Consider the following 21,429-nt stretch of genomic DNA (forward strand, 5'->3'; position numbering starts at 1 on the left):
GTTCAACCGGTATATGCCTTGCCCCGCCGCATCCGGGCATGCGTGAGGGGCGACCGGTGGCTTAAAGGGACGAGTCGATCTCGATCGCCCACGATCTTCTCGGTGGCGCGGTACTGCTGGTGGCGGCAGACCACCTTGGCCGTCTTCGGCTCACCGGCGGACCTGGCCCGGCCGCCCGGTGTTCCAGCGCGGTCGCCGTCGTTGTCCATCGGCTTCTCGAACACGTAGTGCCGGACGATGCTGAGCAGGTTGCCGGGCCGCAGGACGCTCGCGGTGAGCCGCTGCTGGAGCGTAGGTGCCACCTTCGGCCCGAGCAGCCCCCAGCCGCGCAGTTCGCGACGCAGACTCTCCACGCCATCGTCACCGCCCCGCGTCCAGAGCCGGTCCGGCCGCCCGTACGCCCGGCCACCTGGGCCGGGCGTACGGGGCTACCGCGTCAGCCGAGCGGTAGGTCCAGGTAGGACGGGGTGGCCTCCGGGGAGGTGAACGCCAGGCTCGCGCGCGGCAGGTTGGCGTCGCCGTAGAACGGGTCGCGGGCGTCGATCACCAGCATCAACCGGTTGCCGCGCGGCATGTCGTAGGCCGTGGCCTGGAGTTCGATGTCCGCGCTGATCAGGCTGTCGGGCGGGGAGTCGAGGTCCGTGTACGGGGCGTGCGTGATGATGTGGGCCGCGCCGTCGGGTGCCGTGTCGAGGAGGTACGCGACGAAGGTGGATCCGGGGTTCGCCGCCCGGTACGTCACGCGCAGCCGCGGTATGCCGCGCAGCCGGGTGGTCTCGGCGGCCGGTTCCGCGGTCCATACGGCGGCGACGGTGCGGTCGATGTCCTGGGTGCGGTAGATCTTCGGGCGGCCCGCGATCTCCGCGTACCCGGACCGCACCACCTGGTCGGCGACGGTCGCGGGGGTGTCCATCCCGCACAGCACGATCGACGTCCAGCCGGCCTGCGGCTCCTCGCCGAGCTCGCCGTCGTCCGTCAGGTGCAGTCGTTCGAGGCGTTCGGTGAGGGAGGGCCAGGTGGGGCGGGGTTCGAGGGTCTTGCTCCACATGATCTCGCCGAGCACCTGACCCTCGGTGTCGATGCCGTTGTCGATGTCCTTGAGGTGGTGGTCGAGCCAGCGGTGGGCGTCCGTCCAGATCCGGTTGGGCAGGCCGAGCATGCCGGTCATCTCGGGGCCGGAGTGGTCGCCGATGGAGACGGCGAGGCGTTTGGGACCGGTCAGTTCGTTGAACATCTTCAGCGTCTGGTTGGGCGGGAAGAGCGTCTCGTGCCAGGCGTGCGAGAAGAAGACGGGCACCTGGCGGCGGTTGAGCTCCTTGATGTGGGTGAAGGGTGAGCGGGTCTCCGCCCAGCGCAGGGTGCCCTGCACGTCGCGGTTGGCGAGGACGTTGTCGAAGACGCTCTGCGTCTGCGGGCTCAGCCGGGCCTTCGCGGCCGCGTCGAGCAGGGCCCGTACGGCCGCGATGTGCCGGGTGGAGTTCTCGTAGAAGGCCTCGCCGAGGTCGCCCCAGGTGCTGAGCGCGACCACGGCGTCGACGCGCGTGTCGTGCGCGGCGACGAGCTGGCTGATCCCGGAGCCGTACGAGTCCCCGAGGAAGCCGATCTTCGTCACCGGGCCGGTGCTGCGCTCGATGAGGTGGTCCAGGGCCCGGCTGCCGTCGGCGACGTCGAGCGGGCCCGCCACGTCGACCTGGCCCTCGGAGCCGGCGAAGCCGCGGGCGGAGTAGGCGAGGACGTTGTAGCCGCGGGCGGCGAAGAGGGAGGCCTGGACGGCGTACGGGAGCCAGCCGAGGTCGGTCCACGGCGAGGGCATGACGATCGCGGGGCGCGGCTGGGTGCCGGTGTGCCGCCAGAGCGCGGCGTCGAGGAGGTCCCCGTCGGCGCCGGTCACCTTGCCGCGGGTGAAGACGGCGACCGAGCGGACCTCGGCGATCTCGGCGGCGCGGGCGGGGGCGAGGCCGGTGACGTCGCCGCTCTCCAGGGCGGTGACGAAGGCGGTCAGGGCGGTCGTGTCGAGTTCGGGGTAGAGGGAGATGGGGGTGCGGGCGGCTGGAGTCACGTCAGTCCATCCTCTGCGTCGTCTGCGTCGAGTGCGTCGAGTGACACGAACGTGGGTGCGCCCGCCCGGGCCCGGAGCGGAGCGTTCAGTATCGACGGGACATCCGGTGACGTATCGCGAGTTTCCGGCTTACGGCCTGAATCGCCCCCACTGTTCCCGCGGGCCGCCGCGCGGCGGGACCTGCGGCCGCTCGGCCGCGCGGCAACTGCCTTTCGGATGCGGTGGTTTGGCTCGGGTGGCGGGAAGGCGTCGCCACTCGAGAAAATCATGCAAGCGTGCTTGATTGTTTTGTCGGGTGCTGCCAGTCTTCCCCTCACGCCGAGAAGGGGAGCGCACCGTGCCCGATCCGTCCGCCGCCGACGCAGTCGTCGCCGTCTTCGCCGATCTGCGTGAGGAGGGTCGCGAACTGGATTCCCTGGTAGGGGAGTTGACTGACCGGGACTGGGGCAGAGCCACCCCCGCGCCAGGCTGGACCATCGCCCACCAGATCGCCCACCTGCACTGGACCGACCGGGCCTCGCTCCTCGCCCTCACCGATGCCACCGGCTTCGGCCGCATGGTCGAGGTAGCCCTCAAGTCCCCCGACACCTTCGTCGACGAGGGCGCCCGCGAGTACGTGGACCTGCCTCCCGCCGAGCTGCTCGCCCGCTGGCGCACCACGCGCGCCGCCCTCGACGAGGCGCTCGCCGCGGCCTCGCCCGACACCCGCTTCCCCTGGTACGGGCCGCCGATGAAGGCCGCCTCGATGGCCAGCGCGCGGATGATGGAGACCTGGGCCCACGGCCAGGACGTCGCCGACGCGCTCGGCGTGCTCCGTACCCCGACCGCGCGGCTGCGGCACGTGGCGCGGATCGGCGTACGGGCCCGCGACTACGCCTACGCCGTCCACGGACTGCCCGCGCCCGCCGAGGAGTTCCGGGTGGAGCTGACGGCCCCCGACGGCGCGCGGGTGTGGGCGTACGGCCCGCCGGACGCCCCGCAGCGGATCACCGGCCCGGCGCTCGACTTCTGCCTCCTGGTGACCCAGCGGGCCCACCGCGCCGACCTGGCCCTGACCGCGACCGGCCCCGACGCGGACCGCTGGCTGGACATCGCCCAGGCCTTCGCCGGCCCCGCGGGGGCCGGCCGCGAGCCGGGGGCCGCACGATGACCCGGCGCCCGCTCGTCATCGGCAACGCCTCCGGCTTCTACGGGGACCGCTCGGGCGCCCTGCGCGAGATGCTCACCGGTGGCCCGCTGGACGTGCTCACCGGCGACTACCTGGCCGAGCTGACCATGCTGATCCTGGGCCGCGACCGCCTGAAGAACCCGGACCTCGGCTACGCCAAGACCTTCCTGCGCCAGTTGGAGGAGGGGCTCGGGCTCGCGCACGAGCGCGGCGTACGGATCGTCGCGAACGCCGGCGGCCTGAACCCGGCCGGACTCGCCGACGCCGTACGGACCCTGGCGGCGAAGGTGGGCGTACCGGTGCGGGTCGCGCACGTCGAGGGCGACGACCTCACCGCGCGCGTGGACGGGGCGCTGACGGCCAACGCCTACCTGGGGGGCGCCGGGATCGCGGCCTGCCTGCGGGCGGGCGCCGACGTGGTGGTGACCGGCCGGGTCACGGACGCGGCGCTGGTCAGCGGCCCGGCCGCCTGGTGGTTCGACTGGGCCCCCGACGACCACGACCGACTGGCGGGGGCGGTGACCGCCGGCCACGTCCTGGAGTGCGGCACCCAGGCCACCGGCGGGAACTACTCCTTCTTCGCCCGCCACGACATCCGCCACCCCGGCTTCCCGCTGGCGGAGATCTCCGAGGACGGCTCCGCGGTCATCACCAAACACCCCGGTACGGGCGGCGCCGTCACCACCGGCACCGTCACCGCCCAACTCCTCTACGAGACGCAGGGCGTGCGGTACCTCGGCCCGGACGTGACCACCCGCCTGGACACCGTCCGGCTGACCGACGAGGGCGCCGACCGGGTACGCGTCTCGGGAGTGCGCGGCGAGGCCCCGCCGGCCACGCTGAAAGTGGGCGTCACCCGGATCGGCGGCTGGCGCAACGAGATCGTCTTCGTCCTGACCGGCCTCGACATCGAAGCGAAGGCGCGTCTCGTGCGGACCCAACTCACCGAAGTGTTGGAGGGCGTGGCCGACACCACGTGGACCCTGGCTCGTACCGACCACGAGGACGCCGACACGCAGGAGACGGCCTCCGCCCTGCTGCGGCTGGTGGTCCGTGACCCGTCCCCCGACCGGGTGGGCCGCGCCCTGACCTCGACGGCGATCGAACTGGCCCTCGGCAGCTACCCGGGCTTCCACGTCACCGCCCCACCCGGCCCGGCCCAGCCCTACGGCGTCTTCACCTCGACCCTGATCCCGTCGGACGAGGTCCCGCACGTGGCTGTCCTCCCGGACGGCACCCGCGTACGAGTCCCCCCGGCGGAGCCCCCCGCATTCCCAGCCCCGCCGGCGGAGCCCCCCGCACCTCCAGCCTCGCCGGCGTTCGAGGCGCGGGGGTCCCGGGGCGGAGCCCCCGAAGGGGTCGGGGGCGCAGCCCCCGCCGGGTCCGGGGCGGAGCCCCGGGAGACCGTCCGCGCCCCCCTCGGGGCACTGGCAGGGGCCCGCAGCGGCGACAAGGGCGGGGACGCCAACGTCGGCGTCTGGGTCGAGACCGACCCCGCCTGGCAGTGGCTGCTCCACACCCTCACCGTGGACGCCTTCCAGGCCCTGCTCCCCGAGACCGCGCGGCACACCGTGGACCGCCACGTCCTGCCCCACCTGCGCGCACTCAACTTCACCGTCACCGGCATCCTCGGCGACGGCGTCGCCTCCGGCCACCGCTTCGACCCCCAGGCCAAGGCCCTCGGCGAATGGCTCCGCGCCCGCCACCTCGACATCCCCGTCGCACTCCTCCCGGCCCCGGAGGCCACCTCATGACCCGCCTCGGCACCACCGTCGACCCGCACGCCCCCGAGCACGCGCAGGCCCGTACCGCGGCCCTGGAACGCCTCGCCGCCCTCGACGCCGAGCACGCCAAGGCCCTGGAGGGCGGCGGAGACAAGTACAGGGCCCGGCACAAGAAGCGTGGCAAGCTCCTGGCGCGCGAGCGCGTCGAACTGCTCCTCGACCCCGACACCCCGTTCCTGGAGCTGTCCCCGCTCGCCGCCTGGGGCAGCGACCACCCCGTCGGCGCCTCCATGGTCACCGGCATCGGCACCGTCGAGGGCGTCGAATGCCTGATCACCGCCAACGATCCCACCGTCCGCGGCGGCGCCTCCAACCCGTGGACGCTGAAGAAGGCGCTGCGCGCCAACGAGATCGCCCGGCAGAACCGCCTGCCCGTCATCAGCCTCGTGGAGTCCGGCGGCGCCGACCTGCCCTCCCAGAAGGAGATCTTCATCCCGGGCGGCGCGATCTTCCGCGACCTCACCCGGCTCTCGGCCGAGGGCATCCCGACCGTCGCCGTCGTCTTCGGCAACTCCACCGCCGGAGGCGCGTACATCCCCGGCATGTCCGACCACACCATCATGATCAAAGACCGTTCCAAGGTGTTCCTCGGCGGTCCGCCCCTGGTCAAGATGGCCACCGGCGAGGAGAGCGACGACGAGTCCCTCGGCGGCGCCGACATGCACGCCCGCACCTCCGGACTCGCCGACCACTACGCCCTCGACGAGTACGACGCCATCCGCCAGGCCCGCCGCGTCGTCGCCCGCCTGAACCACCGCAAGCACCACCAGGACCCGCCGAAGGCCGAGGACCCCCTCCACGACCCCGAGGAACTCCTCGGCATCGTCCCGCCCGACCTCAAGACCCCCTTCGACCCGCGCGAGGTCATCGCACGGATCGTCGACGCCTCCGACTTCGACGAGTTCAAGCCCCTCTACGGCCCCAGCCTCGTCACCGGATGGGCCACCCTGCACGGCTACCCGGTCGGCATCCTCGCCAACGCGCAGGGCGTGCTCTTCAGTGCCGAGTCCCAGAAGGCCGCCCAGTTCATCCAGCTCGCCAACCAGCGCGACATCCCCCTCCTCTTCCTCCACAACACCACCGGCTACATGGTCGGCAAGGAGTACGAGCAGGGCGGCATCATCAAACACGGCGCGATGATGATCAACGCGGTCTCCAACTCCCGCGTCCCGCACCTCTCCGTCCTCATCGGCGCGAGCTACGGCGCCGGCCACTACGGCATGTGCGGCCGCGCCTACGAGCCCCGCTTCCTCTTCGCCTGGCCCAGCGCCAAATCCGCCGTCATGGGCCCCCAGCAACTGGCCGGAGTGCTCTCCATCGTGTCCCGCCAGTCCGCCGCCGCCAAGGGACTCCCGTACGACGAGGAAGCCGACGCCGGCATGCGCGCCTTCGTCGAAGCGCAGATCGAGTCCGAATCCCTCCCCATGTTCCTGTCCGGGCGGCTGTACGACGACGGGGTCATCGACCCGCGCGACACCCGTACCGTCCTCGGCCTGTGCCTGTCGGCCGTCCACAACGCCCCCGTCGAGGGCGCCCGTGGCGGCTTCGGCGTCTTCCGGATGTGAGCCCGCACATGACGAACCTGACCTCCCTCCTCGTCGCCAACCGCGGTGAGATCGCCGTCCGGATCTTCCGCACCGCCCGCGCCCTGGGCCTGGCCACCGTCGCCGTCCACTCCGCCCCGGACGCCGACGCCCTGCACGTCCGCGACGCCGACGCGGCCGTACGCCTGCCCGGCGCCGCCCCCGCCGACACCTACCTGCGCGGCGACCTGATCATCAAGGCCGCCCTCGCCGCCGGCGCCGACGCCGTGCACCCCGGCTACGGCTTCCTCTCCGAGAACGCCGACTTCGCCCGCGAGGTCCTGGCCGCCGGACTGACCTGGATCGGCCCACCCCCCGAGGCCATCGAGGCCATGGCCTCCAAGACCCGGGCCAAGGAACTGATGCGCACCGCCGGGGTACCACTCCTCGACCCCGTCGACCCGGCCACCGCCACCCCCGCCGACCTGCCCCTCCTCCTCAAGGCCGCCGCCGGCGGAGGCGGCCGCGGCATGCGCGTGGTCCGCGACCTCGACCAGCTCAAGGAAGCCCTCGACGCGGCCTCCGCCGAGGCCCGCTCCGCCTTCGGCGACGGCGAGGTCTTCGCCGAGCCCTACGTGGAACGCGGCCGCCACGTCGAGGTCCAGATCCTCGCCGACACCCACGGCACCGTCTGGGCACTCGGCACCCGCGACTGCTCCCTCCAGCGCCGCCACCAGAAGGTCATCGAGGAAGCCCCCGCACCGGGCCTGCCCGAGTCCCTCCGGGAGACCCTGCACACCGCGGCCGTCGCCGCCGCCCGCGCGGTCTCCTACGAAGGCGCCGGCACCGTCGAGTTCCTCGTCACCGCCGACGGACGCCCGTACTTCCTGGAGATGAACACCCGCCTCCAGGTCGAACACCCCGTCACCGAAGCCGTCTTCGACCTCGACCTCGTCGCCCTCCAACTACGCGTCGCCGAAGGCGCGGCCCTGCCCCCCGCACCCCCGCAACCCACCGGCCACGCCGTCGAGGCCCGCCTCTACGCCGAGGACCCCGCCCAGGACTGGCGCCCGCAGACCGGCGCCCTGCACACCCTCGCCATCCCCGGCACCGTCCGCGTCGACACCGGCTTCACCGCCGGCGACACCGTCGGCATCCACTACGACCCCATGCTCGCCAAGGTCGTCGCCCACGCCCCCACCCGCGCCGAGGCCGTACGCGCCCTCGCCACCGCCCTCGCCGGAGCCCGCATCCACGGGCTCACCACCAACCGCGAACTCCTCGTACGGTCCCTGCGACACCCGGAGTTCGCCACCGGACAGCTCGACACCGGCTTCTACGACCGCCACCTCGACACCCTCACCGGCGACACCCCCGACCCCACCCCCGCGGCCCTCGCCGCCGCCCTCGCCGAAGCATCCCCCGGCCCGGACGCCCCCCTCGCCACCCGCCTCGGCGGCTGGCGCAACGTCCGCTCCCAGCCGCAGACCCGCCGCTACACCACGGCCGACACCGAGGTCGAGGTCCAATACCACCCGGTGAACCACCCGGGCGTTCGAGTCCTGTCGGTCGAACGGCACCTCGTCACGCTCGAACTCGACGGCATCCGGCGGATGTTCCACGTGAAACAAAATTCGAACGAGATCTACGTGGACTCCGCCCTCGGCGCCCACACCTTCACCCGAGTCCCCCGCTTCCCGGACCCCCAGGACCGCACGGAACCGGGCTCGCTGCTCGCCCCCATGCCCGGCACCGTCGTCCGCGTCGCCGAGGGCCTCACCCCCGGCACCCCCGTCACCGCCGGCCAACCCCTGCTCTGGCTGGAGGCGATGAAGATGGAACACCGCATCCTCGCTCCCGCCTCCGGCACGCTCACCGCGCTCCACGTCGCCACCGGCCAACAGGTCGAGTTCGGCGCCCTGCTCGCCGTAGTCCAGGAGGAACCGCAGTCATGAGCCCCACCATCGAATCCACCGAACACAAGGCCCTGCGCACCGCCGTCGCCGCCCTCGGACAGCGCTACGGCCGCGAGTACCTCGCCCGCGTCGCCCGAGAAGGCGGCCACCCCGACGAACTGTGGGCCGACGCCGCGAAGCTCGGCTACCTCGGGGTCAACCTCCCCGAGGAGTACGGCGGCGGAGGCGGCGGCATCGCCGAACTCTCCATCGTCCTGGAAGAACTCGGAGCCGCCGGCTGCCCCCTCCTCATGATGGTCGTCTCGCCCGCCATCTGCGGCACGGTCATCGCCCGCTTCGGCACGGACGACCAGAAGCAGGCCTGGCTGCCGGGCCTCGCCGACGGCAGCCGCACCATGGCCTTCGGCATCACCGAACCCGACGCCGGATCCAACTCCCACCGCATCACCACCACGGCCCGCCGCGACGGCGACGACTGGATCCTCACCGGCCGCAAGGTCTTCATCTCCGGCGTCGACATCGCCGACGCCACCCTCATCGTCGGCCGCACCCAGGACGACCGCACCGGCAACCTCAAGCCCTGCCTGTTCATCGTGCCGCGCGACGCCCCCGGCTTCGGCCGCACGGTCATAGACATGGAACTGGCCGCCGCCGAGAAGCAGTTCGAACTCACCCTGGACGACGTACGGCTGCCGTCCGCCGCGCTCGTCGGCAACGAGGACGCGGGCCTCCTCCAGCTGTTCGCCGGCCTCAACCCCGAGCGGATCATGACGGCCGCCTTCGCCATCGGAATGGGCCGCCACGCCCTGGCCAAGGCCGTCGACTACGCGAAGACCCGCCAGGTCTGGAAGCAGCCCATCGGCGGCCACCAGGCGGTGGCCCACCCGCTGGCCCAGGCCCACATCGAGCTGGAACTGGCCCGCCTGATGATGCAGAAGGCGGCCCGCCTGTACGACGAGGGGGACGACATGGGGGCGGGCGAGGCGGCGAACATGGCCAAGTACGCCGCCGGGGAGGCCTGCGTCCGCGCGGTGGACCAGGCGGTCCACACCCTCGGCGGCAACGGCCTCACCCGCGAATACGGCCTGGCCTCCCTCATCACCGCCTCCCGCGTGGCCCGCATCGCCCCGGTCAGCCGGGAGATGATCCTGAACTTCATCTCCCACCAAACCCTTGGCCTCCCCAAGTCGTACTGACCGTCCCCCTGCCGTGCCCCCTGCGGGGTTGCTCGGCGGTGTGCGGCTGGGGTCGGGCTGCGCCCGGGGCGGCGCCTCAATCGCCGGCGGGGCTGGGGGGTGTGGGTGGTGCGGGGCCCCGCAGGAGGGTCTCCTCGGCTCGGCGCGTGCGGGGAGTCTCGGCAAGGCGGCCGTGGTGACGCCTCGTCCTGCGGGGACCCTCCTGCGTGTCCCCGCCCACGCCGGGGCTTCGACGGTACGGCCGGAGGGGTGGGGGACGGGGTGGGGTGTCCCCGCAGGACGAGCGCGCAACCCCGCCCGACAGCCGAGACATGCCCGTAAGGCGCGAGCCGAGGAGACACCCCACCCCGTCCCCCACCCCGACACCCACCACGCCACAGGCCCGCACATCAAGCCCCGCCGGCGTTTGAGGCGCGGGTCCGGGCAGCGCCCGGCAGACGACCCGCACCGCCGAGCAACCCCGCAGGGGAACCGGCCCCGCCGGCGTTTGAGGCGCGGGTCCGGGCAGCGCCCGGCAGACGACCCGCACCGCCGAGCAACCCCGCAGGGGAACCGGCCCCGCCGGCGTTTGAGGCGCGGGTCCGGGCAGCGCCCGGCAGACGACCCGCACCGCCGAGCAACCCCGCAGGGGAACCGGCCCCGCCGGCGTTTGAGGCGCGGGTCCGGGCAGCGCCCGGCAGACGACCCGCACCGCCGAGCAACCCCGCAGGGGAACCGGCCCCGCCGGCGATTGAGGCGCGGCCCCGGGCGCAGCCCGACCCGCACCCCGCTCCGCCGAGCGACCCCGCAGGGACACGTACCCTCCCCGGAGGGGCGAAGTACCCCCATCCGCACACCACTCCGGAGGAGCCATGGCCCCACTCGTGCACGCCGCCCAGGCGACCGGCATCGCCACCCTCGCCCTGGACTCCCCGGGCAACCGCAACGCCCTCTCCGCCGACCTCGTCGCAGAACTCCGCACCGCCCTGGCCACCGCGGCCGCGGATCCCGCCGTCCGGGCCGTCGTCCTCACCCACACCGGCAACACCTTCTGCGCCGGCGCCGACCTCAAGTCGCCGTGCGATCCGGCCGACTTCCTCGCCCTGCTCCGCGAGATCGCCGAGCTGCCCAAGCCCGTGGTCGCCCGGGTCACCGGACACGTCCGGGCCGGTGGGCTCGGGCTGCTCGGTGTCTGCGACATCGCCGCCGCCGGACCGCAGTCCTCGTACGCCTTCACCGAGACCCACCTGGGCCTGGCCCCCGCCGTGATCTCCATGCCGCTGCTGCCGCGCCTCGACCCGCGCGCCGCCGCCCGCTACTTCCTCACCGCCGAGGCCTTCGACGCCGCCGAGGCCGCACGGATCGGACTGCTCACCCTGCACGGCGAGGATGTGGACGCGGCCCTGGAGCCCGTACTCGCCGGCCTGCGCAAGGCCTCCCCGCAGGGGCTGGCCGCGACCAAGACGCTGACCTCCGCCGCCGTACGCGAGGCCCTCAGCCGCGACGGCTCCCGCCTCACCGAGCTGTCCGCCGGACTCTTCGCCTCCGACGAGGCCCGCGAAGGCATCACCGCCCGCTTCGAGCGCCGGGAACCGTCATGGTCACTGTGACGGGCCCCAAGCAGGCGCGTAGCCGCGTCACCCGCCGCCACCTCCTGGAGGCGGCCGTGTCCTGCCTGGCGGAGCACGGCTGGGCCGGGTCGACCGTCTCGGTCGTCGCCGAACGGGCCGGGGTCTCGCGCGGCGCCGCCCAGCATCATTTCCCGACGCGCGAGGACCTGTTCACCGCGGCCGTCGAGTACGTCGCCGAGGAACGGTCCACCGCCCTGCGCGACCTCTTCCACGCCGGCCCGGCCGCCCGCCCCGTCGTGGTCGAGGCACTGGTCGACCTGTACACCGGCGCCCTCTTCCGGGCCGCGCTCCAATTGTGGGTGGCCGCCTCCAACGAGGAGCAGCTGCGGCCTCAGGTCACCGAACTGGAGGCCCGGGTGGGCCGCGAGACCCACCGCATCGCCGTCGAGCTGCTGGGCGCGGACGAGTCGGTGCCAGGCGTACGGGAGACGGTGCAGGGCCTGCTGGACATGGCGCGGGGGCTGGGGCTGGCCAATGTGCTCACGGACGACACGGCCCGCCGGGCCCGGGTGGTCGCCCAGTGGTCCCGGATCCTGGACGCGGCCCTCGGCTGAGTCGGCGGGAACGAGAAGGGCGCCGCACCCCGCTCGCGGGATACGGCGCCCTGTGCGTGCAGCTGTTACGCGGTCTCGGCGATGTCCGCGTACCCCTCGATCTCCTGCGGGTTGCGCCGGCCCGGCCCGATGTAGCGGGCCGAGGGCCGTACGAGGCGGCCCGTGCGCTTCTGCTCCAGGATGTGCGCCGACCAGCCGGCGGTCCGGGCGCAGCTGAACATCGACGTGAACATGTGCGCCGGGACCTCGGCGAAGTCCAGCATGATCGCGGCCCAGAACTCCACGTTCGTGGCGAGGACCCGGTCGGGGCGGCGCGCGTGCAGCTCCTCCAGGGCGGCCTTCTCCAGCGCGGCGGCGACCTCGTAGCGCGGTGCGTCGAGTTCCTTGGCCGTGCGCCGCAGCACGCGGGCGCGGGGGTCCTCGGCGCGGTAGACGCGGTGCCCGAAGCCCATCAGTCGCTCGCCCTTGTCGAGGGCCTTCTTCACGTAGGCGACGGCGTCGCCGGTGCGCTCGATCTCCTCGATCATGCCGAGGACGCGGGAGGGTGCCCCGCCGTGCAGCGGTCCGGACATGGCGCCGACCGCGCCGGACAGAGCGGCGGCGACGTCCGCGCCGGTCGACGCGATCACCCGTGCGGTGAAGGTGGAGGCGTTCATGCCGTGCTCGGCGGCCGAGGTCCAGTAGGCGTCGACGGCCTTGACGTGCCGCGGGTCCGGCTCGCCCCGCCAGCGGATCATGAACCGTTCGACGACGGACTCGGCCTTGTCGATCTCCCGCTGCGGCACCATGGGTAGGCCCTGGCCGCGGGCGGACTGGGCGACGTACGACAGGGCCATGACGGCCGCGCGCGCGAGGTCGTCGCGGGCGGTCTGCACGTCGATGTCCAGCAGCGGTTTCAGACCCCACACGGGGGCGAGCATCGCGAGCGCGGACTGGACGTCGACGCGGATGTCACCGGAGTGGACCGGGATGGGGAAGGGCTCGGCGGCCGGCAGGCCGGGGTTGAAAGCACCGTCGACCAGCAGGCCCCAGACGTTCCCGAAGGAGACGTGGCCGACGAGGTCTTCGATGTCGACGCCCCGGTAGCGGAGCGACCCGCCTTCCTTGTCGGGCTCGGCGATCTCCGTCTCGAACGCGACGACCCCTTCGAGCCCGGGTACGAAGTCGGACATCAGGCGGCTCCTCAGATAGTGCGAACACGCGCGGCTCCCGGCGTGACTCGCGGTCCGGCGCGGTCATCCCCGTTGATGCCCGGCACGGCCGTCGGTCACCCGCTCGGGGACCTACGGACCGGCCCCAAGATTTTGGCCGTTCCGCCCCGACTGCGGAAGCGTGACATACGGCACACCGTCACGGGTCCGGCTGCGGCAGGATGGCGAGCGTGACCGATCAGGACATTGACCCCGCCATGATGCGTAAGCAGTACCGCTCGGAGATCGTCGACGAGGGGAGTCTCGCCGAGAATCCGATGGACCAGTTCGCCCTCTGGTTCCAGCAGGCCGCCGACTCGCACCTCTTCGAACCGAACGCGATGGTCGTATCGACGGCCACGCCCGACGGGCGGCCCAGTTCGCGGACGGTGCTGATGAAGCAGTTCGACGGCCGGGGCTTCGTCTTCTTCACCAACTACGCCTCCCGCAAGGGCCGCGAAGTGGCCGAGAACCCGCACGTCGCGCTGCTCTTCCCGTGGCATCCGATCGCCCGCCAGGTGATCGTCACGGGTACGGCGGCCCGGATCGGCCGCGACGAGACGGCGGCGTACTTCCGTTCCCGCCCGCACGGCTCCCAGCTGGGTGCCTGGGCGAGCGAGCAGTCCAGCGTGATCGGATCGCGTGCGGAGCTGGACGGGCGCTACGCGGAGCTGGAGGCCCGCTACCCGGAGGGCGAGCAGGTGCCGGTGCCGCCGGAGTGGGGCGGCCTGCGGGTGGTCCCGGAGGCGGTGGAGTTCTGGCAGGGCCACGAGAACCGCCTGCACGACCGCCTGCGCTATGTCCTGGACGGGGACACGTGGCACGTGGAGCGGCTCTGCCCGTAGGGCCGGCGGGACGGCGTGGAACGCAGACGACCCGCGGGCTCGGGTTTCTCTCCTGCAGTGAGAGAAGCCGGCCGGACGTACCGGCGAGCCCGCGGGTCGGGTGACTGCTTGGGATTGGCGCCGGGCGATTCCGCCGGGCACCGCACTGGGTGCGCTACTGACGACGGGCCCTAGCCCGCAGCCACCTCACGCGTCCGGTTTCCGTACATTGCGGCAACCACCTCCCTTCTGTGTAAGTCAGAGCCTAGGCAGGCACCGCGGTCGCCACAACCGCTTTATTTCTCCGGCGGGGGACCCGCTCCCACGGCGCCTGAGCGGATTTCTCGCCCCCAATCCGTCGAAAGCGGTGTGGGGTGCGTCACGTTCCAGTTCAATGATCTGACGTGCCGCACACGCGAACACCTGCGGGGGGTGCCAGGTGAGTGCTTACGGACGTGACGAGACCGCCGACGATCTGCTCGCGGCGCTGTTGGACGGGATGGACGCCGCCTTGTGCGCGTTCGACTCCGACGGCGTGATCACCCACTGGAACCGGGAGGCCGAGCGGATCCTCGGGTGGACCGCCGCCGAGGCCGTGGGGCGCAAGGGGTTCGAGGGGTGGGCGGTGCGGGCCGCCGACGCGCACGACGTCCAGGAACGGCTGATGTCCGCCCAGCACGTGCCCGGCCGGCAGGTGCACGAGTTCGCGCTCCTGACCAAGGACGGCGGGCGCGTCCTCGTACGGACCCAGTCCGCCGGGGTGCCGGGCGCGGACGGGAAACCCGCCGGCGTGTACTGCGCCTTCAGCGAGGCGCACGCCCAGATCGACCTGGAACGCTCCATCGCGCTGAGCGAGGCCCTGATGGAGGACGCCTCGTGGGGTGTGGTCCTGGTCGACGTCGACCTGCGGCCCGCCGTCGTCAACGCGCACGCCGCACGGGCCTTCGGGACCGGCCGCACCGCACTGCTCGGGCGGCCCCTGGGAGAACTGCTGACCCAGGGCGTCGAGGAGCTGGAGGGTGCGCTCCAGCACGTGCTCGCCGAGGGGGCGCCGCCCGCCCCGGTGGAGATGTGGGTGTCGGTGCGCACGGCGGAGGGGGTGCGGCGCAGGTGCTGGCGGTGCGGGTTCCTGAGGCTGGCCTCGCCGCTCGCGGAGGAGCCGGTGCCGTTGGGGGTCGGCTGGCTGTTCCAGGACGTCACCGAGGCCCGGCAGGAGCAACTGGACACCGCGCAGCTGCGGTTCCGTTCGCACCAGCTCCACCGTGCGGGGCGGGCCGCCGCCGAGTGCGAGGACCCGGCCGAGGCGGCCGCCGTCCGCCTGGACTTCGCCCTCGCCGGCTTCGCCGAGCACGCGCTGCTGGACGTACTGGACCCCACGGCCGACCCCGAGCGGCACAGGCTCGTACGGTCCGCGGCGTCGCCGCCGGCGCTGCCGGGCCCCGGTTCGATCCCCGTCGGGTACGTGGCCGGGCACCCGGCGCTGCAGGCCCTGGACCGGATCGGTTCGGTGCGCACCAGCGCCCCGCGGGGGGAGGCGGACGCGGAGTGGGCGCGCCTGCGCCGGTGGCCCGAGGGCGCCGCGCACGTGCTGTGCACGGTGCTGCGCAGCCGGGGTCGGACCCTGGGGGTGCTGACGTTCCTGCGCGGGCCCTCGCGGGTGGCCTTCGAGCGTCCGGACGCGGCGTACGCGGAGGAGGTCGCGGCCCGGGTCGCGGCCGACCTGGACCTGGCGGCGGGTCCGGGTGGCCGCCACCCGGAGGGGACGGACCGAGGGGCGGACTGAGGGACGGGCCGTCAGGTCGACGGGCCGAGGACGGCTCAGTGCCGGAAGAAGATCCGGTCGCCGTACTCCTGCATCACGCGGCCGTTCCATTCGTGGCCGCCGTCGACGTTGCCGGAGCGCAGCAGCGGGGGCTCGACCCCGCGGGCGGCGAGCTCGCCGGCCGCCGCCGCCATGACCGCCTGCATGATCGCGCTGGTCACGACGGTGGAGGCGGGGGCGAAGGGCGCGTCGATGCCGTCGATGCTCAGCTCGGCGTCACCGACGGCGATCTTGCTGTCGAGGACGACGTCGCAGTGGTCCTTGAGGAAGGTGCCGGACAGGTGCCGGGACTTGGTCTCGGTCGCGTACGCCACCGAGGTCACGCCGATGACCTTGAGGCCGATGGCGCGGGCGTTCATCGCCATCTCGACGGGCAGGGCGTTGCGCCCGGAGAGGGAGATGATGACGAGGACGTCGCCGTCGGCGGCGGGGCTGCTGTCGAGGACGGCGCCGGCCAGGCCGTCGACGCGTTCCAGGGCGCTGCCCAGGGTCGCGGGCATGACGTCGATGCCGACCGTGCCCGGGACGGCGAGGAAGTTCATCAGGGCGAGGCCGCCGGCCCGGTAGACGACGTCCTGTGCGGGCAGCGAGGAGTGTCCGGCGCCGAAGGCGAAGAGCCGGTTGCCGGTGGCGACCGCGTCGGCGATGAGGGAGCCGGCTTCGGCGATGTGCGCGGCCTCCTCGTCCCGTACCCGCTCCAGCAGACCGATGGCGGCATCGAAGAACTGACCGGCCAGCTTGCTCTCGCTCATACGCCGATGGCCCTTCCAGAGGTGGGGGAGCGTCCGTGTCCGCCGCTCACCGTGCGGTCTGGACCAAGGGCGTGTCAATACGAACGTCAATCCCGCGCCGAAAGCTCTGGTCGCGGGGCCCGGACATCCCCGGACGATCTTCTCGGGGATGTCCGGGAGATGTCCGGGAGCGGTCTTGACCGACGGCACGGGACGGTTGTCGGCCCGATGCGTCAGAATTGGGGGCAGGGCCAGCGCACGCAATCCGAGGGGCACGAATGTCCGGACTGATCGATACCACGGAGATGTATCTCCGCACCATCCTCGAGCTGGAAGAGGAAGGCGTGGTCCCCATGCGCGCCCGTATCGCGGAGCGGCTCGATCAGAGCGGTCCGACGGTGAGCCAGACGGTGGCGCGCATGGAGCGCGACGGCCTGGTGGCCGTCGCCAGCGACCGCCACCTGGAGCTGACGGACGAGGGGCGCCGACTGGCTACGCGGGTCATGCGCAAGCACCGACTCGCGGAGTGTCTGCTCGTCGACGTCATCGGCCTGGAGTGGGAGCAGGTGCACGCGGAGGCCTGCCGGTGGGAGCACGTGATGAGCGAGGCGGTGGAGCGGCGGGTGCTGGAGCTGCTGCGTCACCCGACCGAGTCGCCGTACGGGAACCCGATCCCGGGGCTGGAGGAGCTGGGTGAGAAGGCCGAGGCGGACCCGTTCCTCGAAGACGGGATGGTCAGTCTGTCCGAGCTCGACCCGGGCACCGAGGGCAAGACCGTGGTCGTCCGGCGGATCGGCGAGCCGATCCAGACGGATGCCCAGCTGATGTATACGCTCCGGCGGGCGGGCGTGCAGCCCGGCTCGGTGGTGAGCGTGACCGAGTCCCCGGGTGGTGTGCTGGTCGGCAGCGGCGGTGAGGCTGCCGAGCTCGACGTGGAGGTCGCCTCGCACGTGTTCGTGGCGAAGCGCTGACCCCCCGGCGCGTCGGCGTTCGCGTCGGCGTGGAGCGGATGTGTCCGATGGACGGTTCTGTACGAGCCGTGACCCGGGGGGTCCTGCCCCACGGGTCGTGACCCGTACGGATGACCAGCCCTTGGTGTGGGCGGTCCCGGCGCCTTTCGGCGCCGGGACCGATCCTCCCCTTGGTGACCTGGAGCCCCGAGCTCTCAAGGTCGTCCCCTCGGACCGTCTTCCCCGAGCGGCCCGCCTCCCTGTTGAAAGGATCTCCATCGGCAGGGGCGGCCAATCCTTGAGCAAGGTCACTCGAAAGAGCGGTGTTGTGGGCGAGAAACCCGTTTTCGAATACGGGTTCGATAGTCTGGCGGGGAGCGAAGGGGGTGCATCTGCGGTGGTACAGCGCGTCGATGTGACAGGGGCCGACGGTGTCCGCCTGGCCGCCTGGGAGTTCCGCGAAGCAGAGGCAGAACCCGACACCCGCCCCGGGGTGCTGTTACTGCACGGCCTGATGGGCCGCGCCTTCCACTGGGCCGGTACCGCCCGCTGGCTCCGTGAGCGCCGCCGCGTCGTGGCCTTGGACCAGCGCGGGCACGGCCAGAGCGGCCGCCCGCCCGCCGCCCCCGACGGCACCCCCACCGCCCTGGGCCGCGAAGCCTTCGTGGCCGACGCCGAAGCGGTCGTCGAGCAGCTCGGCCTCGCCCCCGTGACACTGATCGGCCACTCGATGGGCGCCCTCACCGCCTGGCAGCTCGCGGCCCGCCGCCCGGAGCTGGTCGAGGCCGTGGTCATCTGCGACATGCGCGCCTCCGCCCTGGGCGCGGCCTCCCAGCAGGAATGGGAGGAGTGGTTCCACCACTGGCCGCTGCCCTTCCCCACCCAGGACGCGGCCCGCCGCTGGTTCGGCGAGGACGACCCCCGGGTGGAACGCCCCGACCCCGGCCGCGGCGCCTTCTTCGCCGAGGTCATGCACGAGGCCGCGGACGGCTGGCGCCCGGTCTTCTCCCGCCGCCAGATGCTGACGGCCCGCGAGACCTGGGTCCACGACGCGCACTGGGAGGAGCTCGCCCAGGTCCGCTGCCCGACCCTGGTGGTCCGCGGCCTGGACGGCGAACTGGGCCGGGCCGAGGCCCAGGAGATGGTCCGCGTCCTCCCGGCCGGCCAGTACGCGGAGATCCCCGACGCGGGCCACTACCTCCACTACGACCAGCCGACGGCCTGGCGCGAAGTCCTGGAACCCTTCCTCGACGGCATCAAGGCCGAAGCCCCCTGACCGCCCGCCTACCCCGCCCCGGCGCCTGCCGTCCCACCGGCAACGGCCCCGGGGCTCTTTCTCGGCGCCGGGGGGATGACTCCCGCGCACCGGCTCGAAGGCCCCGGCACCGTCATCTGTGACGACATGCGCAAACCGCCCGGTCTCCTCACCGGTCCGTGACCGCCGTCCACCCGGCCTCACCGTCCACAGGCTCGGATGCGGGGCTGTGTCAGCGATCTGTCAGCGGGCTGTCCGGGGCCTGTCAGGGGGCGGCTCCATGGTGACGGCGTCGCCAGGCAAGCACCGAGAAACGAGGTACCCCCGATGGACGCCGTCGCCGCCCTGCAGCTCCTGATCGCCGTCGCCTTCCTGAGCATCCCCGTCGTCCGCAGCCGCTACGGCGCCCGCGCCCAGGCCGCCGTCGAGGCCGAGTTGGGGCGGCAGGGGGTGCGCGCCACCGTCATGGCCGAGAACGGCATGCGGCTCGACGCCGGCGGTCACGAGACCTGGGCTCCCGTCGGGATCGCCGTGTCCCTGGCCGTACCCGCCGTGCTCGGGCTCGCCGGGAACGCGTGGGGCGAGACGCTCTCCTGGGTCGTCCAGCCGCTCGTCCTCCTCGTGAACTGCGTGATCCTCTACTCGAACCTGACCGCCGTGCCGTCCGTCACCGCCGCCTTCGCCAAGACCGGGGACGCCGAACTCCAGCGCATCGACGTCAGGTCCATGCTCGCTGCCGCGGAGAAGGGCTTCCCCCGCTGGGTCATGCCCTACCTCCAGAACCTGCGGCACGCCGTCGTCTTCGCGGGCTCCATCGCCGTCCTCGCCGTCCTCGCCGCAGGCTGACCCGGCGCGGGCGCCCTCAGCCCGCTCCCGGGGTGCCTGCGGAGGCCCGTCCCGGGCCGGGCCGACTACTCGGCGCTCGGGAGCCAGCCGCGCTGGACCGCCCGTACGCCGAACTCGAATCGGCTGCGGGCGTTCAGGCGTTCCATCAGATCGGTGGCCAGCCGGCGCGCGGTGCGGGGGGAGACGGCCAGGCGCTTGGCGATGGCCTCGTCGGTCATGCCCTGGGCGAGGAGCCGGATGACGGTGTTCTCCTGGGCGCTGAGGCCGCCCTCGTCCCGAGAGGTCTCCGCGGTGCCCAGCGGGCGGGCGGCGGTCCACACGGTGTCGAAGAGTGCGCACAGTGCGGTCAGGGTGCCCTGCCCGGTCAGGACCACCGCGCCGGCTGCGCTGTCGTCGCTGCTGACCGGGATGACGGCCGTCGACCGGTCGAAGATCATCAGTCGGGTGGGCAGCTCCGGCGCGGTCCGCACCTCGCCGCCGAGTTCGCCGAGCCAGGCCGCGTAGGCCACGGTGGTGTGGCTGTTGCGCACGCTGTCCAGGAAGAGGGAGCGCATCCGTACCCCGCGGCCCAGCAGGGCGAGGTCGTTGGGCTTCGACGCTTCCAGGCTCTCGGGGCGGTGGCCGCCACCGGGTGCGAAGGTCATCAGCTCGGTGCGGACGTTACGGGCCAGGCACGCGATCCGGTCCCGGATCGCGTCGAGGCCCAGCAGCTGGTCCACGCCGGGGCTGGAGGCGCTGGGGGTCAGGTCGGCGAACTCGGCGATGAGCTGGGTGGCGGCGGCGCGGGAGGCTTCGATGCGCAGCTGCTGGGCGGCGAGTTCGGCCTGCTGGCGGGCCATGAGGACTTCCATGCCGACCTCGGGCGAGACCGCGCGCAGCCGGCCCTCGCGTTCGTAGGACGGCCGGACCAGGGCGAGTTCGCTGAGGATGTCCAGGCTGTGCCTGACGTCCGCCTCGGGCGCGCCGAGGCGCTCGGAGAGGCCGCTCACGCCCTCCTGCGGGTACGCGAGCATGGCGCGGTAGACAGCCTCTGCCGTGGCATCGAGGCCGAGAGTGGCGAGCACAGCGGTTCCCCCCGTGTGAGCCCTTATCGATCAAGGTAACCGAATGGTCGCACGTGGCGAGGGGTGCGACCAGCTCGTGGACGCTTCCGGCCACGGACCGAACCGTCCAGCTTGATGCACTTTGTTCAGGCTCGCCTGCTCGGAAGAGTTGCGCACATGTATCTCATCCACGCCGCGCTCCGGGCTCCTTCGGCCGATGACCGGCTTCCCCCGCACATCGCCGAGCTCGTCCGGGCGCTGGCGCACTCCGACAGCCCCGTGGAGCACGTCTCCGCGCACCTGCGGGCCGAGCCCGACCCGGTGCTCGGGGTCTACCTGCTCGCCGGGAGCCTGAGCGAGGCGGAGCGGCGTACGGATGCCCTCTGCCGACGCGCCCTCGACGTGCTGCCGGCGCTGCGCGGCTGGACGGCCACGCGCGCTTGCGCCCCTCTGGTCGCTCCGTACTACGAGCGTCTCCTGACGGCCGCTTCCGGACTCGATGGACGGAATCGTCCAGGACCGTTTCCGTCCAGCCGAATGCCCTTCCACCCGCGCTGAGCTGCGACGAAGCTAGTGATCGCCAGCAGGGAACAGCACAAGGCCCGGCAGGCGAAACCGGAGAAGACGTCACCGCGGGACGTGGATCCGGAAGGTCACCGCTTCACTCCAGCCATCGCAAAGGATCACTGCCATGCTTCGCACCCACCTCACCCGGGCCGCCGCGGTCAGCACCCTCGCCCTCGCCGCCTTCACCGCGGTCCTGGCCGGCCACACCGGCGCCGACCAGTACACCCGCACCACCGCCACCACCGCGTGGGAGACCGCCCCGGCGGGGAAGTTCACCACCGTCTGGGAGTAGCCGGGCCGCCCGCCTCGCCGGCCGCCGGTCCCCCTGTGACCGCCGTGCCCGCCGAGAGCCGGCCCTGACCGCGCGTCACCTCGCATCACACCGCGTCGC

19 protein-coding genes are annotated in these 21,429 nt (G+C 72.8%); 14 read left to right on the plus strand and 5 right to left on the minus strand.

The window, feature by feature from the left end; genetic code table 11:
• Positions 1-2 precede the first annotated feature (2 nt).
• Together ACWG52_RS21115 and ACWG52_RS21120 are read right to left on the minus strand one after the other, a co-directional pair.
• Complete coding sequence (locus ACWG52_RS21115) at positions 3-353, minus strand: hypothetical protein (RefSeq protein WP_389816118.1); 351 nt, start codon at positions 351-353, stop codon at positions 3-5.
• 83 nt (positions 354-436) lie between these two features.
• Positions 437-2,059 (minus strand): alpha/beta fold hydrolase, encoded by a 1,623-nt coding sequence (locus tag ACWG52_RS21120; protein WP_389816121.1) that lies wholly within the window; start codon positions 2,057-2,059, stop codon positions 437-439.
• 337 nt (positions 2,060-2,396) lie between these two features.
• Between ACWG52_RS21120 and ACWG52_RS21125 the strand changes: the two genes are divergently transcribed.
• The 7 genes from ACWG52_RS21125 to ACWG52_RS21155 all read left to right on the plus strand — a co-directional run bounded on the left by ACWG52_RS21125 (position 2,397) and on the right by ACWG52_RS21155 (position 11,810).
• A complete protein-coding gene (locus tag ACWG52_RS21125) occupies positions 2,397-3,209 on the plus strand; it encodes a TIGR03084 family metal-binding protein (RefSeq protein WP_453125597.1) in 813 nt (270 codons plus the stop codon).
• Positions 3,206-4,981, plus strand: a complete 1,776-nt coding sequence (locus ACWG52_RS21130; RefSeq protein ID WP_389816127.1) for an acyclic terpene utilization AtuA family protein — start codon at positions 3,206-3,208, stop codon at positions 4,979-4,981. The genes ACWG52_RS21125 and ACWG52_RS21130 overlap by 4 nt, the downstream gene beginning before the upstream one ends.
• Positions 4,978-6,576 carry an acyl-CoA carboxylase subunit beta gene (locus tag ACWG52_RS21135; RefSeq protein WP_389816130.1) on the plus strand — a complete coding sequence of 533 codons (1,599 nt, stop codon included), beginning with the start codon at positions 4,978-4,980 and terminating at the stop codon, positions 6,574-6,576. The genes ACWG52_RS21130 and ACWG52_RS21135 overlap by 4 nt, the downstream gene beginning before the upstream one ends.
• Positions 6,577-6,584: 8 nt before the next feature.
• Positions 6,585-8,489: an acetyl/propionyl/methylcrotonyl-CoA carboxylase subunit alpha gene (locus ACWG52_RS21140; protein WP_453125599.1), complete on the plus strand. Its 1,905-nt coding sequence runs from the start codon at positions 6,585-6,587 to the stop codon at positions 8,487-8,489.
• Complete coding sequence (locus tag ACWG52_RS21145; protein ID WP_390140913.1) at positions 8,486-9,646, plus strand: acyl-CoA dehydrogenase family protein; 1,161 nt, start codon at positions 8,486-8,488, stop codon at positions 9,644-9,646. The genes ACWG52_RS21140 and ACWG52_RS21145 overlap by 4 nt, the downstream gene beginning before the upstream one ends.
• Before the next feature lie 851 nt (positions 9,647-10,497).
• Positions 10,498-11,235 carry an enoyl-CoA hydratase family protein gene (locus ACWG52_RS21150; protein ID WP_389816547.1) on the plus strand — a complete coding sequence of 246 codons (738 nt, stop codon included), beginning with the start codon at positions 10,498-10,500 and terminating at the stop codon, positions 11,233-11,235.
• The gene (locus tag ACWG52_RS21155; protein ID WP_033223702.1) at positions 11,223-11,810 is read left to right on the plus strand and encodes a TetR/AcrR family transcriptional regulator; all 588 of its coding nucleotides are present in this window, start codon (positions 11,223-11,225) and stop codon (positions 11,808-11,810) included. Before ACWG52_RS21150 ends, ACWG52_RS21155 begins: the two co-directional genes overlap by 13 nt.
• A 65-nt stretch (positions 11,811-11,875) precedes the next feature.
• Here the strand turns inward: ACWG52_RS21155 and ACWG52_RS21160 are convergent, their stop codons facing one another.
• Entirely contained in the window at positions 11,876-12,982 is a 1,107-nt protein-coding gene (locus tag ACWG52_RS21160; RefSeq protein ID WP_030009579.1) for a citrate synthase 2, read from the minus strand.
• A gap of 200 nt (positions 12,983-13,182) precedes the next feature.
• Here ACWG52_RS21160 and pdxH point away from each other — a divergent pair, with 200 nt between their 5' ends.
• Positions 13,183-13,845 carry a pyridoxamine 5'-phosphate oxidase gene (pdxH, locus tag ACWG52_RS21165; protein WP_389816543.1) on the plus strand — a complete coding sequence of 221 codons (663 nt, stop codon included), beginning with the start codon at positions 13,183-13,185 and terminating at the stop codon, positions 13,843-13,845.
• 478 nt (positions 13,846-14,323) lie between these two features.
• The gene (locus tag ACWG52_RS21170) at positions 14,324-15,607 is read left to right on the plus strand and encodes a PAS domain-containing protein (protein WP_453129073.1); all 1,284 of its coding nucleotides are present in this window, start codon (positions 14,324-14,326) and stop codon (positions 15,605-15,607) included.
• A 35-nt stretch (positions 15,608-15,642) separates the two neighbouring features.
• Here the strand turns inward: ACWG52_RS21170 and ACWG52_RS21175 are convergent, their stop codons facing one another.
• Positions 15,643-16,398: an SIS domain-containing protein gene (locus tag ACWG52_RS21175; protein ID WP_033223703.1), complete on the minus strand. Its 756-nt coding sequence runs from the start codon at positions 16,396-16,398 to the stop codon at positions 15,643-15,645.
• A 257-nt stretch (positions 16,399-16,655) separates the two neighbouring features.
• On the opposite strand from ACWG52_RS21175, the gene ACWG52_RS21180 reads away from it, so the two are divergent.
• The 3 genes from ACWG52_RS21180 to ACWG52_RS21190 all read left to right on the plus strand — a co-directional run bounded on the left by ACWG52_RS21180 (position 16,656) and on the right by ACWG52_RS21190 (position 19,428).
• Positions 16,656-17,348, plus strand: coding sequence for a metal-dependent transcriptional regulator (locus ACWG52_RS21180; protein ID WP_375944209.1), 693 nt, complete (start codon positions 16,656-16,658; stop codon positions 17,346-17,348).
• A 376-nt stretch (positions 17,349-17,724) separates the two neighbouring features.
• A complete protein-coding gene (locus tag ACWG52_RS21185) occupies positions 17,725-18,603 on the plus strand; it encodes an alpha/beta fold hydrolase (protein ID WP_389816532.1) in 879 nt (292 codons plus the stop codon).
• Positions 18,604-18,909: 306 nt separating this feature from the next.
• Complete coding sequence (locus tag ACWG52_RS21190) at positions 18,910-19,428, plus strand: hypothetical protein (RefSeq protein WP_390168232.1); 519 nt, start codon at positions 18,910-18,912, stop codon at positions 19,426-19,428.
• Between the two features lie 65 nt (positions 19,429-19,493).
• Here the strand turns inward: ACWG52_RS21190 and ACWG52_RS21195 are convergent, their stop codons facing one another.
• Entirely contained in the window at positions 19,494-20,492 is a 999-nt protein-coding gene (locus ACWG52_RS21195; RefSeq protein WP_389816528.1) for a LuxR C-terminal-related transcriptional regulator, read from the minus strand.
• A 156-nt stretch (positions 20,493-20,648) separates the two neighbouring features.
• On the opposite strand from ACWG52_RS21195, the gene ACWG52_RS21200 reads away from it, so the two are divergent.
• Both ACWG52_RS21200 and ACWG52_RS21205 read left to right on the plus strand, forming a co-directional pair.
• Positions 20,649-21,029 carry a hypothetical protein gene (locus ACWG52_RS21200; protein ID WP_389816526.1) on the plus strand — a complete coding sequence of 127 codons (381 nt, stop codon included), beginning with the start codon at positions 20,649-20,651 and terminating at the stop codon, positions 21,027-21,029.
• Positions 21,030-21,162: 133 nt separating this feature from the next.
• Positions 21,163-21,330: a hypothetical protein gene (locus tag ACWG52_RS21205; RefSeq protein WP_389816524.1), complete on the plus strand. Its 168-nt coding sequence runs from the start codon at positions 21,163-21,165 to the stop codon at positions 21,328-21,330.
• The last annotated feature ends 99 nt before the right edge of the window (positions 21,331-21,429 follow it).

This window comes from Streptomyces sp. CLCI03, from assembly GCF_053615355.1.